General features: G+C 49.2%; 23 protein-coding genes. 4 read left to right on the top strand and 19 right to left on the bottom strand.

All coding sequences use genetic code 11. From position 1 onward, the window contains the following. Positions 1 to 70: 70 nt before the first annotated feature. From hisIE to hprK, 13 genes are all read right to left on the bottom strand, one after another. Positions 71 to 697, bottom strand: a complete 627-nt coding sequence (gene hisIE, locus HU147_RS14985) for a bifunctional phosphoribosyl-AMP cyclohydrolase/phosphoribosyl-ATP diphosphatase HisIE (protein WP_224076980.1) — start codon at positions 695 to 697, stop codon at positions 71 to 73. Then, entirely contained in the window at positions 694 to 1446 is a 753-nt protein-coding gene (gene hisF, locus HU147_RS14980; RefSeq protein ID WP_224076979.1) for an imidazole glycerol phosphate synthase subunit HisF, read from the bottom strand. Before hisF ends, hisIE begins: the two co-directional genes overlap by 4 nt. Continuing rightward, positions 1440 to 2168 carry a 1-(5-phosphoribosyl)-5-[(5-phosphoribosylamino)methylideneamino]imidazole-4-carboxamide isomerase gene (gene hisA, locus HU147_RS14975; RefSeq protein WP_224076978.1) on the bottom strand — a complete coding sequence of 243 codons (729 nt, stop codon included), beginning with the start codon at positions 2166 to 2168 and terminating at the stop codon, positions 1440 to 1442. The genes hisF and hisA overlap by 7 nt, the downstream gene beginning before the upstream one ends. Beyond that, complete coding sequence (hisH, locus tag HU147_RS14970) at positions 2137 to 2790, bottom strand: imidazole glycerol phosphate synthase subunit HisH (protein WP_224076977.1); 654 nt, start codon at positions 2788 to 2790, stop codon at positions 2137 to 2139. Before hisH ends, hisA begins: the two co-directional genes overlap by 32 nt. After that, positions 2787 to 3374 (bottom strand): imidazoleglycerol-phosphate dehydratase HisB, encoded by a 588-nt coding sequence (hisB, locus tag HU147_RS14965; RefSeq protein WP_224076976.1) that lies wholly within the window; start codon positions 3372 to 3374, stop codon positions 2787 to 2789. The genes hisH and hisB overlap by 4 nt, the downstream gene beginning before the upstream one ends. Next, positions 3371 to 4654, bottom strand: a complete 1284-nt coding sequence (gene hisD / locus HU147_RS14960) for a histidinol dehydrogenase (RefSeq protein WP_224076975.1) — start codon at positions 4652 to 4654, stop codon at positions 3371 to 3373. Before hisD ends, hisB begins: the two co-directional genes overlap by 4 nt. Continuing rightward, positions 4651 to 5277, bottom strand: coding sequence for an ATP phosphoribosyltransferase (gene hisG / locus HU147_RS14955; protein WP_036808129.1), 627 nt, complete (start codon positions 5275 to 5277; stop codon positions 4651 to 4653). Before hisG ends, hisD begins: the two co-directional genes overlap by 4 nt. Further along, complete coding sequence (locus HU147_RS14950) at positions 5270 to 6433, bottom strand: ATP phosphoribosyltransferase regulatory subunit (protein ID WP_224076974.1); 1164 nt, start codon at positions 6431 to 6433, stop codon at positions 5270 to 5272. Before HU147_RS14950 ends, hisG begins: the two co-directional genes overlap by 8 nt. A 233-nt stretch (positions 6434 to 6666) precedes the next feature. Then, positions 6667 to 7179 (bottom strand): acyltransferase, encoded by a 513-nt coding sequence (locus HU147_RS14945; protein WP_224076973.1) that lies wholly within the window; start codon positions 7177 to 7179, stop codon positions 6667 to 6669. Then, positions 7176 to 7829, bottom strand: coding sequence for a pyrophosphatase PpaX (ppaX, locus tag HU147_RS14940; RefSeq protein WP_224076972.1), 654 nt, complete (start codon positions 7827 to 7829; stop codon positions 7176 to 7178). Before ppaX ends, HU147_RS14945 begins: the two co-directional genes overlap by 4 nt. Continuing rightward, positions 7826 to 8761 carry a nucleoside recognition domain-containing protein gene (locus tag HU147_RS14935; RefSeq protein ID WP_224076971.1) on the bottom strand — a complete coding sequence of 312 codons (936 nt, stop codon included), beginning with the start codon at positions 8759 to 8761 and terminating at the stop codon, positions 7826 to 7828. The genes ppaX and HU147_RS14935 overlap by 4 nt, the downstream gene beginning before the upstream one ends. 14 nt (positions 8762 to 8775) lie before the next feature. Then, positions 8776 to 9588 carry a prolipoprotein diacylglyceryl transferase gene (gene lgt / locus HU147_RS14930; RefSeq protein ID WP_224076970.1) on the bottom strand — a complete coding sequence of 271 codons (813 nt, stop codon included), beginning with the start codon at positions 9586 to 9588 and terminating at the stop codon, positions 8776 to 8778. A gap of 21 nt (positions 9589 to 9609) precedes the next feature. Beyond that, a complete protein-coding gene (hprK, locus tag HU147_RS14925; RefSeq protein WP_224076969.1) occupies positions 9610 to 10536 on the bottom strand; it encodes an HPr(Ser) kinase/phosphatase in 927 nt (308 codons plus the stop codon). A gap of 169 nt (positions 10537 to 10705) precedes the next feature. On the opposite strand from hprK, the gene HU147_RS14920 reads away from it, so the two are divergent. From HU147_RS14920 to HU147_RS14910, 3 genes are all read left to right on the top strand, one after another. After that, positions 10706 to 11248, top strand: a complete 543-nt coding sequence (locus HU147_RS14920) for an N-acetylmuramoyl-L-alanine amidase family protein (RefSeq protein WP_224076968.1) — start codon at positions 10706 to 10708, stop codon at positions 11246 to 11248. A 116-nt stretch (positions 11249 to 11364) separates the two neighbouring features. Then, positions 11365 to 13317, top strand: coding sequence for a GTP-binding protein (locus tag HU147_RS14915; RefSeq protein ID WP_224076967.1), 1953 nt, complete (start codon positions 11365 to 11367; stop codon positions 13315 to 13317). A 26-nt stretch (positions 13318 to 13343) separates the two neighbouring features. Continuing rightward, a complete protein-coding gene (locus HU147_RS14910) occupies positions 13344 to 13772 on the top strand; it encodes a DUF1801 domain-containing protein (protein WP_224076966.1) in 429 nt (142 codons plus the stop codon). A 36-nt stretch (positions 13773 to 13808) separates the two neighbouring features. Here the strand turns inward: HU147_RS14910 and HU147_RS14905 are convergent, their stop codons facing one another. The 5 genes from HU147_RS14905 to HU147_RS14885 all read right to left on the bottom strand — a co-directional run bounded on the left by HU147_RS14905 (position 13809) and on the right by HU147_RS14885 (position 21756). Then, a complete protein-coding gene (locus tag HU147_RS14905; protein WP_224076965.1) occupies positions 13809 to 15050 on the bottom strand; it encodes a M20/M25/M40 family metallo-hydrolase in 1242 nt (413 codons plus the stop codon). A 133-nt stretch (positions 15051 to 15183) separates the two neighbouring features. Continuing rightward, positions 15184 to 16359, bottom strand: a complete 1176-nt coding sequence (locus HU147_RS14900) for a DUF4097 family beta strand repeat-containing protein (RefSeq protein ID WP_224076964.1) — start codon at positions 16357 to 16359, stop codon at positions 15184 to 15186. Between the two features lie 144 nt (positions 16360 to 16503). Further along, positions 16504 to 19386: an excinuclease ABC subunit UvrA gene (gene uvrA / locus HU147_RS14895; RefSeq protein WP_224076963.1), complete on the bottom strand. Its 2883-nt coding sequence runs from the start codon at positions 19384 to 19386 to the stop codon at positions 16504 to 16506. A gap of 6 nt (positions 19387 to 19392) precedes the next feature. Continuing rightward, positions 19393 to 21375 (bottom strand): excinuclease ABC subunit UvrB, encoded by a 1983-nt coding sequence (gene uvrB / locus HU147_RS14890; protein WP_224076962.1) that lies wholly within the window; start codon positions 21373 to 21375, stop codon positions 19393 to 19395. A 141-nt stretch (positions 21376 to 21516) separates the two neighbouring features. Continuing rightward, positions 21517 to 21756 (bottom strand): IDEAL domain-containing protein, encoded by a 240-nt coding sequence (locus HU147_RS14885; RefSeq protein WP_036808089.1) that lies wholly within the window; start codon positions 21754 to 21756, stop codon positions 21517 to 21519. 177 nt (positions 21757 to 21933) lie between these two features. Here HU147_RS14885 and HU147_RS14880 point away from each other — a divergent pair, with 177 nt between their 5' ends. Beyond that, positions 21934 to 22488, top strand: coding sequence for a competence protein ComK (locus HU147_RS14880; RefSeq protein ID WP_224076961.1), 555 nt, complete (start codon positions 21934 to 21936; stop codon positions 22486 to 22488). A gap of 95 nt (positions 22489 to 22583) precedes the next feature. On the opposite strand, the gene HU147_RS14875 is transcribed toward HU147_RS14880, so the two are convergent. Next, a complete protein-coding gene (locus HU147_RS14875; RefSeq protein WP_036808084.1) occupies positions 22584 to 22949 on the bottom strand; it encodes a hypothetical protein in 366 nt (121 codons plus the stop codon). Positions 22950 to 22978 lie beyond the last annotated feature (29 nt).

Here is a 22978-nt window from a genome sequence, read left to right as displayed (position 1 = left end):
GAAAAAGTAAAAGGAACGATCAATATCGCTCCTTTACTCAAATGTGCTGTTATTATAGCATATTTCCGTATTATTTACTTGCAGTTTTTGTGGCGTGGCGTTCTTTCAAGACGTCAATCACTTCATTTAGCCCAACTTTTTGCTCCTGCAGCAAAACAAGGACGTGATAGAACAAGTCTGCTGTTTCCATCGCCAATTCTTTCGGATCTCTGTTTTTAGCGGCAATGATCACTTCTGCAGCTTCTTCCCCTACTTTTTTGCAGATTTTATCAACGCCTTCTTCAAACAAATATGTAGTGTAGGCGCCTTCCGGCATTTCCTGTTCTCTTTTTTCAATAAGCCCTGTCAGGTCGTTGAACATATCCACGGTGGATTCGTTTGGCGCTCCGGCAATTGTGTTGTAGAAGCAGCTTTCTTCGCCGGTGTGGCATGCAGGTCCGTTCGGGATCACTTCGTAGATCAATGAATCGCCGTCGCAATCGAGGCGTACAGCTGTAACTTTCTGCGTATTGCCGCTCGTTGCCCCTTTGTTCCACAGTTCGTTGCGGCTTCTGGAGTACAGCCAAGTTTCATTGGTCTCAATTGTTTTTTGCACGGCTTCTTCTGTTGCATAAGCAAGCGTCAGCACGGCTTTTGTTTCAGCATTTTGGATAATGACGGGAACCAGCCCGTTTGCATCATATTTTACTTCGTTCATCGGACGTTCACTCCCTCTTTCTTTAAATAGTCTTTCACTTCAGCCACGCTGGTTTCTTTGTAGTGGAAAATCGAAGCGGCAAGTGCCGCATCGGCGTCCACTTGTTTAAAGACTTCGGCAAAATGCTCCCGGTTTCCTGCCCCGCCGCTTGCGATGACCGGCACTTCGACCGCTTCACGCACCGCCTTGGTCAGCGCCAGGTCAAAGCCGTCTTTTTGGCCGTCTTTGTCCATCGACGTCAACAATAGTTCGCCTGCGCCAAGCTCGACGCTCCGTTTCGCCCATTCCACAGCATCCCAGCCGGTCTTGTTGCGGCCGCCGTGGGTATAGACGTCCCAGCCTGTGCCGTTGCTTTTCGCATCAATCGCTACGACGATGCATTGCGACCCGAAATAATCGGCGCCTTCTTTGATCAGTTCCGGACGGTCAAGCGCAGCCGTGTTCAATGACACTTTATCTGCACCGGCGCGCAGCATGCGTTTCATGTCTTCCAGAGACCGGATGCCGCCGCCTACGGTAAACGGAATCGATAATTCCGTTGCCACGATTTTCACGACTTCCACCATCGTCTCTTTGCCTTCATGGGAAGCGGAAATGTCCAAAAAGACCAGCTCGTCCGCTCCTTGCTTATCATAAAACCGGGCCAGTTCCACCGGATCTCCGGCGTCCCGCAGCTCCACAAAGCTGACGCCTTTGACCACGCGCCCTTCCTTCACATCAAGGCATGGAATGATGCGTTTTGTCAGCATGACAGCGCCTCCTCTAATGTAAAGCGGTTTTCATACAATGCTTTTCCGATGATAACGCCGGCAACCGGGCTTTCTTTGGCAGCCGCTTTGACGTTTCGGATATCTTCCAATGTGCCGATGCCGCCCGAGACGATTACTTCTGCCGCGTCCGAATCGACCAAGGTTTTATTCGCCTCGATGTTTGGCCCAGCGAGTGTCCCGTCCGTTGCAATGTCCGTATAGATAAAATGCTTGGCGCCTTTAGACACAAAAAAGCGCGCCACGTCTTTTGCCGACTGCCCTGAGGTTTCAATCCAGCCTTCCGTTGCGGCCATGCCATCCTTCGCGTCAATGCCGATCACAATACGGTCTGCCCCAAATTCCTCGATAAACGATACGACCAGTTCCGGATTGCGGATCGCCAGGCTCCCGATAATCACCCGGCTGATGCCGTTCGATAAATAATGTTCGATGTCTTCACGCGTCCGGATGCCGCCGCCAATTTGAATATTGACCGGCAGTTTCGCCGCTTCGATCACTACTTGATCGTTGATCCGGACGCCGTCTTTGGCTCCGTCCAAATCGACCATATGAATCCATTCCGTACCGGCATCTGCAAATTTTTTCGCCATGTCGACAGGCGAATCGCCGTATACGGTTTCCTGTGCATAGTCCCCCTGGAAAAGGCGGACGCATTTGCCGCCGCGCAAATCAATTGCGGGATAAATCTGAAACTTGCTCATCTTGGTTCCTCCTGACATTTGCAATCCACTGCTCCAATAAATAATGGCCAAAGTCGCCCGATTTTTCGGGGTGGAACTGCATCCCGGTGATCAAACCGGAACCGACCACACCCGGCACATCGATGCTGCCATAGCTTGCCGTCGCCCACACCTGTTCAAGGTCTGTGTTCACCGCTAAAAACGAATGGACGAAATAGACATGCGTATCCACTTGAAAATCTTCCAGCCAGTATGGCATACGTGAAAACTCAAGCCGGTTCCAGCCCATATGGGGAATTCGGTAAGCCCCTCTCTCAAAACGGCGGATCTGCCCTTTCAGCAAACCAAGCCCCGGAGTCGGCCGGACTTCTGAGCTGTCTTCGTATAAAAGCTGCATGCCCAAACAAATCCCAAGAAGCGGAATCCCTTTTTGGGGCAGCGATTGAATAAATGAAGAAAGGCCTTTTTGGTTCAATAATTCCATGGCATCCGGAAAAGCACCGACTCCGGGCAATAAGATCGCTTCCGCTTCCAGAAGCGTTTCCGGGTCATCAGATAAGATGACGGTGCAGTCCAGTTTTTTCAGCGCCTGTTCGACGCTGAACAGATTGCCCATGCCGTAATCGATAATGCCGATAATCATGTAAGCAACCCCTTTGTCGACGGCACGCCTTTCACTCGGCCATCAATAAAGGTCGCTTCGTCCAATGCACGGGCGAGCGCTTTAAAGACCGCTTCAATGATGTGGTGGGTGTTGTGGCCATAGTGGATGATGACGTGGACGTTCATCCGGGATTCCAGCGCAAATTTCCACAGAAATTCACGGACCAATTCGGTGTCAAACGTACCGACTTTAGCATTCGGAATCTCGCCGCGCATTTCAAGATGCGGCCGGTTGGAACAGTCGATAACCACTTGTGCCAGTGCGTCGTCCATCGGTACAAACGCATTGCCGTAGCGGCGGATGCCTTTTTTATCGCCCAATGCTTCTTTCACTGCCTGGCCAAGCACAATGCCGATGTCTTCCGTTGTGTGGTGGTCATCGATATGCGTATCGCCGTCCGCTTTGATTTCCCCGTCGAACAAGCCGTGCTTGATGAACAAATCGAGCATGTGGTCCATGAACGGCACGCCCGTTTCGATGTCCGCTTTTCCTTCTCCATCCAATGAAAACGAAACAGCAATTTTGGTTTCATTTGTATCGCGTTTGATCTCGGCTTTTCTCATCGTCCATTCTCCTTTTTCCAAGCACGGGATTCTACTGCCCGCGCGTGTCCTTCAAGTCCTTCCAGGCGTGCAAGACGTGCGATTTTCGCTTCGTTTTGCTGCCAGGCCTGTTCGCTGTAATACACCACGCTTGTCCGTTTGACAAAATCGTAGACCGACAAGGCACTCGAGAACCGTGCTGTGCTATTGGTCGGCAAAACATGGTTCGTGCCGGCAAAATAATCGCCGATCGGTTCCGAGGAATAGCGGCCGATAAAAATCGCGCCCGCGTTATGGATCTTTTCGGACAAAGATTCCGCATCTTGCGCCATGATCTCCAAATGCTCCGGAGCCAGCTCATTGGCGGCGTCGATCAACTCATCCATCGTCTTTCCGATATAAATCATGCCGTAATCCTGGATCGCTTTTCCGGCAATCGCTTGGCGCGGCAATGTTTCCAATTGGCGCTCGACTTCTTGCGAGACAGCGTCCGCCAATGATTGGCTGGTCGTCAACAGCACGGCAGATGCCATCGGGTCGTGCTCCGCCTGTGAAAGCAAGTCGGCAGCCACTTCATCCGCAAAAGCGGTATCGTCGGCAATGACCGTGATTTCACTTGGCCCTGCAATCATGTCAATGGCTACGTCACCGAACACTTCGCGTTTGGCAAGGGCCACAAATACATTGCCCGGCCCTGTAATTTTATCAACGGGGCGGATCGATTCCGTTCCGTAAGCAAGTGCTGCAATGGCCTGTGCCCCGCCTGCTTTGTAGACTTCTTCAATTCCCAATATATGCGCCGCCGCGAGTACACCGTCAGACAATTTGCCGTCTTTTCCAGGAGGCGAAATCAATACGATGCGTCCGACTCCCGCCACTTGCGCCGGAATGACATTCATCAATACCGAAGACGGGTAGGCCGCCGTTCCCCCTGGCACATACAAGCCGGCCGAACCGATCGCTGTAACCCGCTGCGCGACATAAGAGCCGTCGTCTTTTGTGTTTTTATAGCCCTGCTGTTTCTGGTTTTCGTGATAGTCCCGGATATTGCCTGCAGCTTCCGATAAATCCTGAAGAAGCTGTGGATCGAAACGGTCTACGGCTTCCTTCATTTCATCCGGCCCCACTTGAATGGCCGCCAGTTTGACGCCGTCCCATTTATCGGTATATTCAAGCAGCGCTGCATCGCCGTTCAGCCGGACATTCCGGATGATCTCTTTGACTGCGGCCAATTGTTCAGCGTTGTCTTCAGCCACCGTTCTCCTGATGGAGATATCCGAAGTCAATTGCGTCTGTTTCATGCTTTCGCCTGCTTTCGTAGATTTTCCACCAGTTCCCGGATCCGCTGCTGTTTCAGCCGGTAGCTTACGGGATTGGCAATCAAACGGGACGTGATGTCCACAATCTGCTCGTATTCCACCAAGCCATTTTCCTTTAAGGTTTTGCCGGTGGAAACAATGTCGACGATGCGATCGGCCAGGCCAATCATCGGCGCCAATTCAATCGAACCGTTCAGTTCAATGATTTCCACCTGTTCGCCTTTGCCGCGGTAAAAACGGGAAGCGATTTTCGGATACTTTGTTGCAATGCGCGGCGTCACCGGGTTCATTTCCGTGTTGGGGAGTCCCGCTGTTGCAATATAGCAGCGGCTGATGCCAAGGTCGAGCAGTTCATGCACCGAACGGTCGAGCTCGAGCATGACGTCTTTTCCCGCGATTCCGATATCTGCTACGCCGTGCTCCACATAAACCGGCACATCCATCGGCTTCGCCAAAATAAAGCGGAAGCGTTCGTTCGGCGCTTCCACAATCAGTTTACGCGAATCGTCCAGTTCTTTCGGCAAATCATAGCCTGCTTTGACAAGCAATTCATAAGCTTCTTCAAAAATGCGCCCTTTCGGCATCGCAATCGTCAATTCATCCATTTGTAGCACCTTCCAATCGTCTTACTTCGCTGAATAAAGCGCAAAACTCTTCTAACGCTTTTACGGCCGGAGCATATTGAAGCGTCACCCGCGATCCATTTGTGCGCAGTTCCTGTGCCTGTTCATGCGCCAGTTCTTCGGTATCTTCCGAGAAGAGAATGAGAATATGCGGTTCCGCTTCCCGGTCCGGTGCAATGACTTCGAGCAGCCGGTCAACGCGAAGGCCAAATCCAGTAGCGCCGACATGCAGGCCGAATTGCTTCATGAGCCCGTCGTAGCGCCCGCCATTGCCGAGCGGGAATCCGCTGCCAGCTCCGTAAAATTCAAACACCAATCCGGTGTAATACGTCATATGGCTTGTGAAGGATAAATCATAGGTAATGGCTTCGGATAAGCCGTTTCGCTGGATAATGGTTTGCAGTTTCAGCATTTCTCCGTACAGCGCCGCTTGTTCTTCGTTGGAAGAGTCGATATACGGCTTCCAGTCTTCCAAGGTGGATGTCGTCACCAAGCCTTTAAAAGCGGCGGCCTTCGACCCATCATCCAAAAGTTCAGCGGCAAGCTGTTCAAAACGGACACTGTTTTTCGATACCAATGCTGAACGGACAATGTCGATTTGGTTATTGTCCAAGCCAAAATCCTTTAAAATCAGCTGCAGCAATTGCGTATGGCCGATCACGACACGCCCCGATTCCACGTTCAGTTCTTTTAAGATGGTCGATGCCAGGATGATCACTTCTGCATCAGCATAAAGAGAATCGTCGCCGATCAGTTCAACGCCCATCTGTTCGAATTCTGCCGGGCGCCCGCCTTCCCTTTTTTGTGCGCGGAAGACGTTGGAATAATAACCTAGCCGCACCGGCATTTTTTCTTTCAGCAATTTGGATGCTGCCACCCGGGCAATCGGTGAAGTCATATCCGGCCGCAGGACGAGCGTTTCGCCTTGGCTATCGAGCAATTTAAAAAGCGCATTGTCCGGAATGGCTGAAATCTTGCCGATGGTTTCGTAATATTCCAAAGTCGGAGTTTGAAGCAAATCATATCCGGCCCCTTGCATAATTGAAGTGCCTTTCGCACGCAGCTCGGCTTTTTTCTTTGCTATAAAAGGAAAATCGTCGCGCATGCCTAGCGGTTTTTCGAACATTTGAATGGTCATTGGGAGTCACTTCCTAAAATTGGTTATTTTACTTTAGTTAGTTAGAGTGGTGAAGTAATTTTTATTTTAGCGCATCTTTCCATCGACCGTCAAGGAATTGGAGGCAAGTTATGTGAAAGAAATGAATTTTGGCATTGTATCCTCTTTTTCCCTTTTGGGAACCCGCCATTAAACAGTCTCCTTCCTGTATACCCTATTCTTTGATAGTAAAAAAACCTGAAAGCACACCGCTTTCAGGTTTTCAGTTGGCGTTCGGCCATTTGTTCAGCTGTATAAATGATTTTCATCGGATTGCCGCCGACAAACGCACCGGCTGGCACGTCTTTGTTGACGAGTGTAGCTGCGGAAACGATGGCGCCGTCGCCGATCGTCACACCCGGCAAAATGGTTGTGTTGGCGCCGATCAGCACTTCGTCTCCTATAATCACTTCCCCCAACCGGTATTCTTTGATCAAATACTCGTGGGCAAGGATCGTCGTATTATAGCCGATCACTGAATTGCGTCCGACGGTAATTTTTTCCGGGAACATGACGTCCGGCATGACCATTAGCGCAAAAGAAGAATGTTCCCCTACTTTCATCCGGAGAAAGGTTTTGTAAAGCCAATTTTTCATCGGCAGAAACGGTGTATAGCGAGCCGTCTGAATGACGATGAAATTTTTGGCCACTTTCCAGAACGGCACGGTTTTGTAAATATGCCAAAGCGAATTGGAACCTGTCACAAAATGGCGCTCCGTGTTTCTCATTGGACCGCTTCTTTCGTAAGTTCCAGCAAATCGCTGATATGCTGCAGGATATAATCCGGCCCGAAGCCGGCCAAGTATGCTTCGCCTTTGATCGACCAGGCCACACCCGCTGTCCGGACGCCGGCATTTCGGCCCCCTTCGATGTCGTGCGAGTTGTCCCCGATCATCAATGCTTCTTCAGGAGACGCGCCCAAACGCTCCAGTGCCAGCAAGACCGGTTCAGGATCCGGCTTCGGCTCTTTCACTTCGTCCAAACTGATGATGACGTCGAATAGCCCTTCGATGCCCATCAATTCTAGGCCGTGGCGGATGCCTACGCCTCTTTTCGTCGAGACGATCGCCATTTTCAAGCCCCGGCTTTTTAATAAGCGTAAAGTTTCGGAAACGCCGTCGTATTCTGCCACTAATTCATCATGCAAAGTTTTATTGATAGTTCGGTATTGTTCCATCAGTTCTTCTGCCCGTTCCGGCGCAATTGCGGTAAAGGTCTGTTTCAAGGATGGACCGATGAAATGGAGCACATCCCCGCGTTCAAATCGTCCCGGGAAATGCTCATCCAGCACCGACAAAAAAGTTTGGATGATCAATTCGTTTGTATCAAGCAAAGTGCCGTCAAAATCGAATAACAGCGTATTGATTTCTTTTGTCATGTCGAAACCACTTCCTTCCGGTTTTCTTCCGCTTTACGCCACAGGTAGGAAACCACAATCGTCAAGACCAAAGCCGTCACAAGCCGAATAACAAATAACGGCCATATCGGGATTCCGAGCGGAACGAATATGAGCGTATCTTCGACAATCGCGTGACACGCGACCAAAAAGATGAAGGCAAGCGTGGCATCTTTTTTGCTGACGCCGTCTTCCTGAACCGCTTGGATCATGACGCCCGCACCCATTGCGAGCCCAAAGACTAGGCCGGAAGCCAAAGTCAATGAAGCATTTTTCTGGATGCCGAGCAATTTCGTCAAAGGGCCCATTGCGTTGGAAATACGCTGCAAGGCGCCTTTGTCTTTTAAAATCTGGATCATTAGCATGAGCGGAATAACAATCATGGCAAGCTGCAGAATGCCGAATGACGCTTTTTCCAGCCCGAGCAGGAAAATCGCCATCCAGCCTTCAGGATCAGCGGCTGTTTCCGGCGCAAAACCATATTGCGCGGTTTCTCCGCCGCCTTTCCAGACCAGGTTAATAATAATTCCGGAAAGAGCAGCAAGCCCAAACCGGACAACGAGCACGACCCACAGTTTAACGCCTACTTTCAGCGCCACACCGGTTTCGATAAAGATATTATGTGAGAAAGACAGCATAACTGCCAGGATAAACACTTCTTTTACGGTTAGCTCCAGGGACAGAATCCCCCCGATTCCGGCATACAAGTTCAACGCGTTGCCCAGAACAAGCGGAATGGCGGCATCCCCGCTTAGGCCAAAGATGCCCATGACCGGAGCGATAAAATCGATGATGAATGGCAGGACCGGTGTGTATTGGAGCATCGTCACCAATAATGTGATCGGGAAAATGATTTTTCCCAATGTCCAAGTCGTACGCAGACCCGCTTTCAATCCATTTTTTAACGTAGACATTCCATTCCTTCTTTCTATTTATCCAAGTAATGAGGCGGATTTTTTAATTTAACGCGGCGATACACAACAAAAACGATGGCAATCACGATTGCTACTACGGATACTACCTGGGCTGCCCGCAGTTCCCCGATGACATACAAGCTGTCTGTCCGCATGCCTTCAATGAAGAAACGCCCGACAGAATACCAGATGACGTAGAAAAAGAACAATTCGCCCCGTACCAGGTTGACCCGGCGCAGCAGCAGCAAAATGATGATGCCGACAAGGCTCCACATCGATTCATATAAAAACGTCGGATGGTAATACACGCCGTCTATGTACATTTGATTGATGATCCAATCCGGTATAAACAAATTCTCCAAAAACGTCCGGCTTACTTCACCTCCGTGCGCTTCCTGGTTAATGAAATTTCCCCAGCGGCCGACAGCCTGGCCGATCAAAATGCTGGGCGCCAGAATATCCGCAACTTTCAAGAACGGTGTATTGCGGCTTTTCGTAAACAGATACGCCACAATCACCGAAGCGATCAACGCGCCGTGGATGGCAATACCGCCGTTCCAGATGGCAATGATTTCAGCAGGATTGTCTTTATAATGCTCCCACTGGAAAATTACATAATAAATGCGGGCCCCTACGATGGCAAGGGGCACCGCCCAAATCAACAGATCCGTTAAAAAGTCGGGATGAAGACCCCGCTTGACCATTTCACGCTGGCCCACTAAAAATGCGATGATGATGCCGACGGCAATAATGACGCCGTACCAGCGGACATCGATCGGTCCGAGCGAAAAAGCGATCGGATCAATTGAAGCAAGAATCGAATACATGCCGTACACCTTCCTATTCCCTTAGTTTGTATCTTGAGCGATTACTTCATCGAGCCGTTTTGAAAATTCTTCTGCTGCGTTGACGCCCATGCGTTTCAAGCGGTAATTCATCGCAGCCACTTCAATAATAACGGCTAAGTTTCGCCCAGGGCGAACAGGAATCGTCAGCTTTGTTAGATCGGTATCGATGATCCGCATTTTCTCTTCTTCCAAACCAAGGCGGTCATAGGTTTTGTCCTGATCCCAGATTTCCAGATCGATGACAAGTGAAATCCGCTTGAATGTCCGGACAGCACTCGCACCAAACAAGGTCATGATATCGATGATGCCGACTCCGCGAATTTCGAGCAAGTGCTCGATCAGTTTCGGCGGATGGCCGACCAGCGTGTTCTCGCCTTCTTGATGAATTTCCACACAATCATCCGCTACGAGGCGATGGCCTTTTTTCACCAGTTCCAGTGCCGTTTCACTTTTACCGACGCCGCTTTTGCCTGTGATCAATACGCCTACGCCGTAAATATCGACTAGTACGCCATGTACCGCTGTCGTTGGCGCCAACTGGCTTTCCAGGTAATTGGTCAGCAAACTCGAGAAGCGGGTTGTCGGCATCTTCGTGCGAAGTACCGGCACATGCTTGCGGCCGGACGCAGCCACCAATTCACTTGGCACGTCCATGCCGTGCGCCACAATAATGGCCGGCGTGTCATCCGTACAAAGTTTCAACATCCGTTCTGTCCGTTCCTGCGCTTCCAACAGGGCAAAAAACGACAGCTCGGTTTTGCCGAGCATTTGAATCCGGTTTGCCGGATAATGCGTAAAATACCCTGCCATTTCAAGTCCCGGACGAGAAATATCACTGATGGGAATACGGCGTCCCAGTCCTTCTTCACCGCTGATCAAATCCAAATCAAACATATCCATTACTTGCTTTACTGTAACTTGTCCCATGGTTCCCCTCATTCCTTTTACATTCAAAATGCTGTGAACTTTTTGCAAAGTTCTTTCATCATTCTGACGGTTTGCTCCTATTTTAACACGGAACACCTGGTTTTGAAGTTTTTCCTGTCTCCTTTCTTTCTGCTTCCATCTATATAGGCAGTAAAGGGGGAAATTGACAATGAAAATAATGATTGATGCAGGCCATGGTCCTCATACTCCTGGCAAGCGTTCACCGGACGGTCGCATCCGGGAATTCCACTTTACCTCTGCGGTCGCGGATGAAGTGAAAAAGCGGCTGATGCTGGATGGCCATACCGTCTTTTTCAGCCACCAGCCGGATCAGGATGTTCCGCTGCACGAACGGACCGCCCTTGCCAACCGCTTAAGAGCGGATTTATTTGTCTCCATTCACGCCAATGCGTTCGGCTCTTTTTTTAATGAAACAAGCGGCATTGAAACCTTCACTTTCACCAAGCCAAGCACTTCTGCCGTTAAGTTTGCCGGCTGCATCCAGCGCGCACTTGTGATGTCCACTCACCGGAAAGACCGCGGAGTGAAACGAGCCGATTATGCTGTTCTGCGGGACACAATGATGCCTGCTGTGCTGATTGAATGCGGTTTTATGACAAACCGGGAAGAAGCCGAACTATTGAAACTGGATGCTTACCGGAAACGCTGCGCCGGCGCCATTGCATTCGGAATCAGCTGCGCCCTTTTCTAACAAACCGAAAAGAATCCGTAAAGCCGATTTGGCTTTCACGGGTTCTTTTTCTTTGTTTCGAACGCCGTAAGTTCTGCTACACTGTTTCCATAGGAAGTTTAATGAAGAGGTGGACCATGAATAAGACAATCGGCATTCTTGCCCATGTGGATGCAGGAAAAACGACGTTTTCGGAACAATTACTGTACCATACCAAAAGCATCCGGCAGCGGGGGCGCGTTGATCACCAAGACGCTTTTCTCGATAGCCATGAAATCGAAAAAAACAGAGGCATCACGATTTTCGCCGACCAGGCAAAGTTTTCCTACAACGGCTCAACCTATTATTTGATCGATACACCGGGGCATGTCGACTTTTCAGCTGAAATGGAACGCGCCATCCAAGTCATGGACTTTGCCATCCTGATTGTCAGTGCGGTTGACGGCATTGAAGGCCATACGGAGACGGTTTGGCAATTATTAAAAAAACACAAAGTGCCCGTGTTCTTTTTCCTCAATAAAGTTGACCGCGAAGGCGCAGACGCCGAACGCACCATCGCCGAAATCCGCAGCAGCCTGACCCCGGATGCCATCGACTTGACGCATGCTTTAGACAACGGCCGGATGAACGAAGAACTGGTTGAATTTATTGCCGAGCGCAGTGAAGCCCTGCTGGACCATTACATGGAAAGCGGCTATGATCCGGAACGATGGCTTCAGGCATTAAAGGAAATGATTCAGGAACGCCAGATTTTCGCCTGTGCCAGCGGTTCCGCTTTAAAAGATACTGGCGTAGCGGAATTTCTTGAGCAAATCGATCAACTAACGGAAACCCGTTATTCAAATGAACAAAGCTTTTCGGCACAAGTGTACAAAATCCGCCATGAGCCCAACGGCAATCGCCTCACATTTATCAAAGTTTTAAGCGGTGAACTGCGGGTGCGGGACGAAATCTCATACGGCCATGCCGAACATCACCTAACGGAAAAAGCTACGCAGCTGCGCTCTTATAGCGGTACGAAGTTCCAGGCGGTTGAAAAAGCGGAAGCCGGCGAACTCGTAGCTGTCGCAGGGTTATCGGATGCTCGTATTGGCGACGGACTGGGCCAGGCATCCTCCCGCGCTTCATTCTCCATGGTGCCTACATTAAAATCGAAAGTGTTATTTGATGCAGCAGCCAATGCCAAAGAAGTATTGAAAACATTCATGCTGCTGGATGCGGAAGATCCTTCCTTGCGCGTCGTCTGGGACGAACATTTCCAGGAAATCCATATTCACGTCATGGGAGTCATCCAACTGGAAGTGCTGCAGCAAATCGTCAAAGACCGCTTCGGCTTTGTTGTTTCGTTTGGTGCTCCGGAAATTCTGTACAAAGAAACCATCGAAGATGCAGTCACCGGCTACGGCCATTTCGAACCGCTCCGCCATTATGCGGAAGTGCATCTCCAAATCGAAGCGGCCCCGCGCGGAAGCGGCATCACCCTGGCGAATGCCTGCCATGCGGATGCATTGTCGAGCGGCAATCAGAACCTTGTGCTGCACCACCTGGAAGAACGCGACCATCATGGCCTGCTTACGGGTTCTGCATTGACCGATGTGAAAATCACTTTATTGACGGGCCGGGGACATAATCAGCATACGTCCGGCGGCGACTTCCGCGAAGCCGCTTACCGGGCGCTCCGGCAAGGGCTTGAAAAAGCCAGGAACCGTCTGCTTGAGCCGGTTTATCGGTTTAAATTCAATATCGACATGGACCATATGGGAAAAGTGTTATCTGACATCCAGCAGGCCCATGGCCAGTTTGAAACCCCCGAGCTTTCAGGAGACCGCGCGTTGATTCAAGGGACGGTTCCAGTTGCTACTTTTATGGAGTACAGCACCGAGTTCGCATCCTTCACCCACGGCAAAGGCTCTCTTTCCCTGCTGTTCGGCGGCTATGACTTCTGCCATAATGAAGATGAAGTGATCCGGAAAATCGCCTACAATAAAGAAGCCGATCCGGAGTACTCGTCCACTTCCATTTTTTGCGCAAAAGGCCAAGGCTATAAAGTTCCGTGGAACGAAGCAGAAGCCGCGATGCATTGCCTTTAAACTCCAATCGAAGAGAGGGATTCCGTATGTACGAACCTAAGACGAAAGAAACCGATTCTGATGTCATCCAGTTTATCGAAGACACTGTGGAAAACCCAAAGAAAAAACAGGATGCTTACCGCTTGCTTAAGATTTTCGAAGAAACCAGCGGCTTTCCGCCGAAAATGTGGGGGCCGAGCATCATCGGCTTCGGTTCGTATCATTACGTCTACGAATCCGGCCATGAAGGAGATGCCCCGCTTGTCGGCTTTTCCCCGCGCAAAGTGAAAACCAGCTTGTATTTTGCCACCGGCGACCTGGACCGCGAACAACTGCTTGCCAAATTCGGCAAACACACCAGCGGAAAATCATGCGTCTACATCAACAAACTGGAAGACATCGATACCGAAGTTCTTAAAGAATTGATCACCGAATCGATTGATTTCCTTCAGTCCTTATATCGTGAACACAATTAAAAAAGGAAGCGGGAATTATTCCGCTTCCTTTTTTAATTATTCTTTAAGGAGTCCTTCGCAAACCCCCTCTACTCCTGCCAAACCCAATACGGTCATAAAGCTTTTTTGGATTCCAAGATGGCCGTTTTTCGGATTGTGCCATTCTTCCAGTGTATGGGCTCCGCCGAAGTCCCCGCCAAGCCCGATGGTAACGGCTGGAATGCCCAAGCTCATCGGGTAATTGGAATCCGTGCTGCTCGGCTCCCCAAGTTTTGGCTGGCCGCCAATTGATTTCACTGCAGCACAGGCAATTTGTACAATGGGTGCATCTGCCGGCTGGCTTGCCGGCGCCCGGTTGCCGAAGCGATTGATTTCCACTTCCAAGCGGTCATCGCCCCAACGGCGGTTTTCGTCGTCTTTGGCTTTTTTGACAATTTCCAAAAATCGGCTTTCCAATTTTGCTAATTCTTCTTTGTCATTGGAACGTAAGTCAACTGCCATGCTCGCTTCCTGGGCAATCGCGTTCACGGACGTGCCGCCTGATACCTGTCCGATGGAAAACGTCGTTTTTGGCTGCGAAGGTGTTTCAAGGTCGGCAATTGCTGCAATCGCCCGCCCAAGCGCATGCGTCGCACTCGGGGTTCCAAATGCGCCGAAACTGTGGCCGCCTGGACCTTTATATGTAATGGTATAGCGGAAACTGCCTGTTGCCAGATATGTGATGTGGTCATAGCCTTCGCCGTCCATCGATACAAAAGCATCGATGTCGGAACGTCCATTAAAAAAAGCTTTCACGCCGCGCAAATCACCAGCGCCTTCTTCGCCAACCGTCCCCCCGAACAGAATATCTCCACTTGTCTGGATACCCGATTCGTTCAGCGCACGCACTACCGCCAGCAACTCTGCCAAGCCCCTTGTATCATCGCCGATTCCCGGAGCGTACATAATACCGTCTTTTTGATGCACTGTTGTATCTGTGCCTTCCGGGAAAACCGTATCCAAATGGGCAGACACAAAGATTGTTGGACCTTTGCCTGTTCCTCTGCGCAATCCGAATACATTGCCTTCCGGGTCCATTTGGACTTCTTCAAGCCCTAGCTCCTGCAATCTCCGCATAAAATCTTCCGCCCGCTGCTGTTCTTTAAACGGCGGCGCCGGAATTTCGGTTAATGCAATTTGTTCTGCCACGGTTTGTGCATGATCTTGCTCAATGAACGAAAGCCCTTTTTTTACTGCTTTCTGTTCAGTTAACTGTTGGAAAGCTTCTGCAATCCGAGTTGAAATCGTTGAATCTGCCACGTGTCATCCTCCTTATTCACTTCCACTTATAGCCATTGACGAAATTATCGGCCTATTTAAACAGTACCCTATCTTTCCAATGAGCTCAAGAATAGAAAAAACCGGCATACGCATATGCCGGTTCCATTTTTAATTATTCAACTGTCAAATAACGCACAAGTACGGTGCCTGTTTTCGTTTCTCCGTATACAAGAAGAGGTGCTGCGACCGCTTCTCCGCTTTCTTTTGAAAAACGGATAGACTTTTGCATAAACTGGCCTTGTTCATGTGTGTGCTCAACATCAGAAAGCAGCACATCCATTTTGCCGAGGTTGGAAGAAACTTCCCCTCTTAATGGAAGATGGGACGGAATGTAGATTTCCACATTGCCCGCCAATGTTTTGGCTTCCACTTTGCGTGCTTCTGTAGAGCGGGTTGTTACAACTACATTGCCGTTCAACGATTTTGCTTCCGTTGTCTGGATGTCGCCGTCAATGTAGATGCGGCCGTTCAAAGTTTCTGTTTCCATGACTTTCCCTTGAACTTCCTGCACTTGGATTGCGCCGTTAGCTGTTTCCAATTCGGCATCATCAAATTCGATGTTTTTCAAGTCAATTTTGCCATTTGCCGTTTTGACTTTGATCAATGCTGTGTTGATGCGCTTCATGGAAAATCCGCCATTGAATAAACGCGCTGTGATGTGGTCATATGTTTTTGATGGCACATACAGCAAGACATTTACTTGAGTTGTTTTCAAATCGCTGATGATGCGTAGTTTCTGGTCATCGGCAATGAAGACAAACTTATCCAGGAAATCTTCTTTCGCCTGTTCTTCGGACTCAGCACGATATGCTTTTACGCTGCATTCCGCACGGATGGTATCATCCTGCGACGGGAAAATTTCAAGTTGGCCATTTGCAATGTCTGTAATGATGTTGCGGATGTCCACGTTTTCCTGTCTGAATGTATGCGTAAATTGGAAAGCTTCTCCGAACGGAGAATCGAATTCCATCGTTTTAAGTTTGCCGACTGAGCTTTGCATAAACTGCATCATGCGGTCGCTCAACTGGTTAAAATCTTTTGAAAGGTTTTTCGAGAAATCCTTTGAAAAATCACGGGATAAATCTTTCGAGAATTTCTTCACCATGTCTTCCGGTCTAAACAAGCCGCGTCTGCCGCGCTTTTCGCGGTAATCGTCCCGGCTGTAGTTGCGGGATGACTGGTCCCGGTCTCCTCCACCGTCTATCGCTTTCAGTAGCTCTACTGCTTCTCTTGCCGTAATGGTGCCATTTTCCACCATGTCCAAAATGCGTTCTTTTTCACTTTGCATGTATTGCGGCCTCCTCTTCGTCGGTTAGATGACTAGCCGGGCAACCGATGGGTTTTCTTTTTAAAAAACCGCAGCAGCTGCCCTGCTAAGCAAGAACTCAACTGAATGTTCTTCTTAATCATACGTGTAGTGATGCAAAAGGTTTCATTTCGCTACTTTTTTCTTGCGTGTCGCTTTCTTGACTTGTGCTCCCATACGGGCGCGGTCCCGTTCCAAAATTGGGCCCAGGTATTTTCCGGTATAGGAATCTTTGACATTGGCAATGTCTTCCGGAGTGCCGGTAGCAAGAATGGTGCCGCCTTGGTCTCCGCCTTCTGGCCCAAGGTCGATGATATAATCCGCCGTCTTAATGACATCCAGATTATGCTCGATGGTCAATACGGTATCGCCGTTATCCACCAGGCGCTGAAGCACGAGAAGCAAACGCGAAATATCATCCGCATGCAGCCCGGTTGTCGGTTCATCCAATATATAGAAGGATTTGCCGTTCGAGCGTTTATGCAATTCGGAAGCTAGTTTCACCCGTTGCGCTTCACCCCCAGATAAAGTTGTGGCTGGCTGCCCCAATGTGACATAGCCTAATCCCACATCCACAATGGTTTTCAATTTGCGATGGATTTTCGGGTGGTTCTCGAAAAACTGGGAAGCGGCTTCGGCAGTCATTTCCAACACATCTGAAATGCTCTTGTCTTTGTACTTCACTTCCAGGGTTTCCCGGTTATAGCGTTTGCCATGGCAGACTTCGCATGGAACGTAGACATCCGGCAGGAAGTGCATTTCTATTTTTATAATACCATCTCCGCGGCACGCTTCACAGCGTCCGCCCTTGACGTTGAAACTGAAACGCCCTTTTTTATAGCCGCGCACTTTCGCTTCGTTCGTGGATGCGTAGACGTCGCGGATATCGTCGAATACACCTGTATACGTGGCCGGATTGGAGCGCGGCGTACGGCCGATCGGAGATTGGTCAATATCAATCACTTTTTCAAGTTCGTCGATGCCTTCAATCGAATCGTGCTTGCCTGGTTTTATGCGGGCGCGGTTCAATTTGCTGGCAAGCGATTTGTACAGGATTTCATTGATCAATGTACTTTTTCCGGAACCGGATACGCCCGTGACAGCCACGAACATGCCGAGTGGAATATCCACGCTTACTTTTTTCAAATTGTTTTCGTTTGCGCCGCGGATGGAAATGGCCCGTCCGTCCGACTGTCTGCGCTCTGCAGGCAGCGGAATGAATTTTGTTCCGTTCAAATATTGGCCCGTTAAGGACTTTTTGTTTTTCATCACTTTATCGGGAGTCCCGGCCGCAATGATTTCACCGCCATGGACACCGGCTCCTGGACCGATATCAATTAAATAATCGGCTGCCAGCATCGTATCTTCATCGTGTTCTACAACAATCAAGGTATTGCCCAAATCGCGCATGTCCTTCAGTGCACCGATCAACCGGTCGTTATCCCGTTGATGCAGCCCGATGGAAGGCTCATCCAGAATGTATAAGACGCCCGTCAGGCGTGAGCCGATTTGTGTTGCCAGGCGAATCCGCTGCGCTTCACCGCCCGATAATGTACCGGAAGCCCGGTTTAAGGTTAAATAATCGAGTCCGACGTTGATCAGGAAACTGACCCGTTCACGGATTTCACGGACGATGGCACTTGCAATTTGCGCATCTTTTTCCGACAATACCAGATTCTCGAAAAACTCATCCGCTTCGACAATTGAAAACTCCGAAACCAGCCCAATATGCAGATCGTTCACTTTCACTGCAAGTGATTCCGGTTTTAAACGATGGCCCTTGCAGGCAGGGCAAGGCTGTTCGCCCATGTATTTTTCCATTTGCTCGCGGGTCCAATCGGAAGAGGTTTCCCGGAAGCGGCGATCGACATTCGTCATGACGCCTTCAAAATGAATATGGTTGTCGCGGATTTGTCCGTAGTCGTTTTCGTAGCGGAAACGGATTTTGTCATTGCCGGAGCCGTGAAGCAAAATCTGAATATGTTCTTCCGGCAATTCGCTGACCGGCACCGTCATGTCAATTTTGTAATGGTTGCAGACGGCTTTCAGCATCTGCGGATAATATTGCGAGCTTGTCGGTTTCCACGGAGCAAGGGCATCGTTTTCAAGTGACACATTCCAATCCGGAATCACAAGATCCGGGTCCACTTCCAGTTTATGGCCAAGCCCGTCGCACTCAGGGCAGGCGCCGAACGGCGAGTTGAACGAGAACATGCGCGGCTCCAATTCACCGATGGAAAATCCGCAAATCGGGCAGGCATGGTGCTCGCTGAACAGCAGCTCTTCCTGTTCCATGACATCGACCAATACCCGGCCATCTGCAATGCGCAGCGCGGATTCCAAGGAATCGCTTAGACGGGTGGCAATGCCTTCTTTCATAATGACGCGGTCAATGACCACTTCGATTGAATGTTTTTTGTTTTTATCCAAATTGATGTCATCATCCAGGTCAACTAAATCGCCATTGACCCGCACACGGACATACCCCTGTTTTTTAATGTCTTCCAGCAATTTTGCATGTGTGCCTTTTCTACCCGAAACAATCGGCGCTAAAATCTGCATTTTGGTCCGTTCCGGATATTCCAGCAAGCGGTCCACCATCTGTTCAATGGTCTGGGATGAAATTTCAATGCCGTGATTCGGGCAGATTGGCTTGCCGATTCGCGCATACATCAAACGCATATAGTCATAAATTTCGGTTACTGTAGCTACTGTCGAACGCGGGTTTTTACTTGTTGTCTTCTGGTCGATGGAGATTGCCGGAGACAAACCTTCAATCGAGTCGACATCCGGCTTGTCCATTTGCCCCAAAAACTGGCGGGCATACGAAGACAGCGACTCCACATATCTTCGCTGCCCTTCCGCGTAAATCGTATCAAATGCCAAAGAAGATTTCCCTGAACCGGAAAGGCCCGTCATAACCACGAGCTGATCCCGCGGGATGACGACATCAATGTTTTTTAAATTATGCGCACGTGCGCCTTGGATTCGTATTTCCTGATTTTTCAAGCTTTATCACCCTTCCGCTTTCAATTCCAGCACTGTATCGCGCAGTTCGGCTGCCCGTTCGAAATCGAGCGCTTTGGCTGCTTCTTTCATTTCTTTTTCCAATAAAGTAATCAATTTCACGCGGTCTTCTTTTTTGAGCTTCTTGCCGGCTGCCGCTTTTGAAACGTATTCTTCCGTCTCTTCTGCTGCAACTGTAGCCCGGATGACGTCCCGGATTTTCTTTTCTATCGTAATTGGCGTAATGCCATGTTTTTCATTATAAGCGGCCTGTATGGTGCGCCGGCGGGTCGTTTCATCAATCGCCTTTTGCATCGAATCGGTCATTTTATCGGCATACATGATAACATGCCCGTTGGCATTCCGCGCCGCACGCCCCATAGTCTGGATAAGCGAGCGCTCTGACCGCAAGAATCCTTCCTTATCGGCATCAAGGATGGTGACAAGAGAAACTTCCGGAATGTCCAGCCCTTCCCGAAGCAAGTTGATGCCGACAAGCACATCGTAAACACCCATCCGCAATTCACGGATGATTTCAATCCGCTCCAGTGTTTTGATCTCTGAATGCAGGTAATTGACTTTGATCCCGGCTTCTTTCAAATACGCCGTCAAATCTTCTGACATTTTTTTCGTCAATGTTGTTACGAGCACACGTTCGTTTCTTTCGGTGCGCTGGCGGATTTCGTCCATTAAGTCATCGATCTGCCCTTCGATCGGACGCACTTCAATGGTCGGGTCCAATAGCCCTGTCGGCCGAATGATTTGTTCCACCATTTCCGGTGTATGTTCCAATTCGTATGGCCCCGGTGTTGCGGAGACAAAAACGGCCTGATGGATGTGCTTTTCGAATTCATCGAATGTCAATGGCCGGTTGTCCATTGCTGAAGGCAGGCGGAAACCGTGGTCAACCAACACTTTTTTGCGTGCCTGGTCACCATTGAACATCCCGCGGACCTGCGGCAGCGTCACGTGGCTTTCATCAACTACCAGCAGGAAATCTTCCGGGAAGTAATCGATGAGTGTGTAAGGCTGCGCGCCTGGAGGGCGCAAGGTCAAGTGGCGGGAATAGTTTTCAATGCCTGAGCAAAAGCCCATTTCCCGCATCATTTCCAAATCGTAGCGTGTGCGCTGTTCAAGACGCTGCGCTTCAAGCAGTTTGTCTTCTGCACGCATTTCTTTCAAGCGTTCTTCCAGTTCCGCTTCGATATTTTCAATGGCTTTCACCATTTTTTCTTCCCGGGTAACGAAGTGGGATGCCGGGAAGATGGCGACATGTTCCCGCTCACCGATAATTTCACCGGTCAATGCATCCACTTCACGGATCCGATCGATTTCATCTCCGAAAAATTCAACGCGCAAACAGCGTTCATCACGCGACGCCGGGAAAATTTCCACTACATCCCCGCGCACACGGAAAGTTCCGCGGATAAAATTGATGTCGTTTCGCTCATACTGGACATCGACCAATTTCCGCAGCAGCTGATTGCGTTCGATTTCCATTCCTTTTCGGAGAGAAACGACAAGCTCCCGGTACTCTTTCGGAGAACCGAGGCCGTAAATGCAGGACACGGAAGCAATAACGATGACATCGTCCCGTTCAAACAACGAACTTGTCGCCGAGTGGCGAAGTTTGTCAATTTCATCGTTGATGCTCGCGTCTTTTTCTATATACGTATCGGATTGGGGCACATAAGCTTCCGGCTGATAGTAATCGTAGTAACTGACGAAGTATTCAACTGCGTTGTCCGGAAAGAATTCCTTGAATTCGCTGTAAAGCTGCCCTGCCAATGTTTTGTTGTGTGCCATGACGAGCGTCGGTTTTTTCACTTGCTGAATAACATTCGACATGGTGTAAGTTTTCCCTGTACCTGTTGCACCGAGCAAAGTCTGGCAGCGCTTGCCATTAATGATGCCTTGCGTAAGTTCTGCTATGGCTGCAGGCTGATCTCCTGCCGGTTCATATGGTGCCTGGAGTTTAAATTCCTGTTTCATCTTAACGTCCTCCCGTTTGTTTCGCTGTCCCTATTTTATCATATGCCCTAAAAATCCCCTAACAAAAAGCGAACGTATGTTTTTTCCATATCTTTTTGGAGGCAAAATAAAAAAACCGCCCGTTAAGGGCGGTTTTGACATTTATTCATCTTCACACTTCAAAGCCTGCAATTGGGCTGAATAAGTAGCAAATGCTTCACGGTCGTTGTTGTCCAGGGCTTGGTCGATAAGCGTCATGAGCTGTTCTTCCTGCTGTGAGCGGTGTACATGCTTTAAGAATAGATCCAGATAAATATCGTTCAGCAGTTTTTCCGCTTCAGTGATTTTCTTCGTTTGAGCCATCGCTTTCATGAAGTCAGCATAAGAATAATAGTTTTCCATTCTTCATCACCCCGAATGCTTTTCATTAGTATACATGATAAAGCTATCAACAATCAATTGTTTTTTGAAAATTCTAATGAAATAGAAAAGATTTTATTTTTAAAATAAAAACGATTGATAATCTTCCATTTATTGTTACAATATTATATGTATAGTAAATTTGGGGGGTATAGTATAATGGGTAAAAAGAATCACCAGCCCTCTTCTTATACGGTGTGCAGCAATACGTACGCACTTTTGCCGTATATAGACGGCCATCGGAGCTGGACACGTGTTATTGAAGATCGAAGTGAATTTGTCGTAGAAGAGTCCGTTTACAAAACAGTCAGTTCTTCATGCAGTTTTTACAGAGGTTCACTGGAGAGCGCCACTCTCTATTCCCAAAAAGCAGTCCGCGTCAAACACAAGCCGCCCATTATTATCGGGGAGTATTATGGCAATCCGCTTCTCTTCTTCCCTACGCATTCTCCGAAAAACAAAGAATCAGTGTGGCTCAATTTTGACGCCGTCGAATTGGTGGAAAGTGATGACAGCGGAAAAGGCAGCATTGTGTATTTAAGCAATGGCGTAACCGTCCCTCTCGATGTATCTCCGATCGCTTTAAGAAATCAGCATTCTTTTGCTGGATCGTTGCGCCGTTATTTTAAAAATGCACAGCAAGTTCATCAACACCAAATGGTCTATTTGACAAAGCGCCGATATCCCCCTAGAAGACAACATCCTCTCGATTAAGTTTTCCAGTTGAAACGGCAAAGAAACAGACAGAAGCCGAGGCACTCAATCGGCTTCTTTTTTGCGCCTGCTTCTTTGCAAGCTCACTTCCCCCATCAGATTTGCCGGTTGCTCATTGCCAAATACACGCGCAGCAATTCTTCCACCCGGTTGCGCAGGCGCAAGTTCAAATAGCGCCGGTGGTCCTCGTAGCCTCCATGGTAAAAAACGTATTCGGTAAATGTATCATCCCCTATTCCCCTGATCATTTTCATGTGGTGCTTGCGCATATGGATCTTCGTTTCCTGCAGCTCTTTTTGGACAAGCTTGATTGCATTGTCCACCAGTTCAATGTATGGCCGCTTCAACTTAAAAGTTCCTTTTTCGAATAAAGACCGATCGCGTTCGAGGATGATGAGCACCATTGGCAAATAAATAGCTTTCTCAAAATGGACAACTTCCTCTTGTGAGATTAACGGCATGTTTTACACCTCCTCAAAAAGGGAACGTT

It is taken from the genome of Planococcus chinensis (assembly GCF_020071995.1).
GTDB lineage: Bacteria > Bacillota > Bacilli > Bacillales_A > Planococcaceae > Planococcus > Planococcus chinensis_A.
The sequence above is the reverse complement of the archived record's forward strand: the minus strand, read 5'-3'. Positions and strand labels throughout refer to the sequence as shown.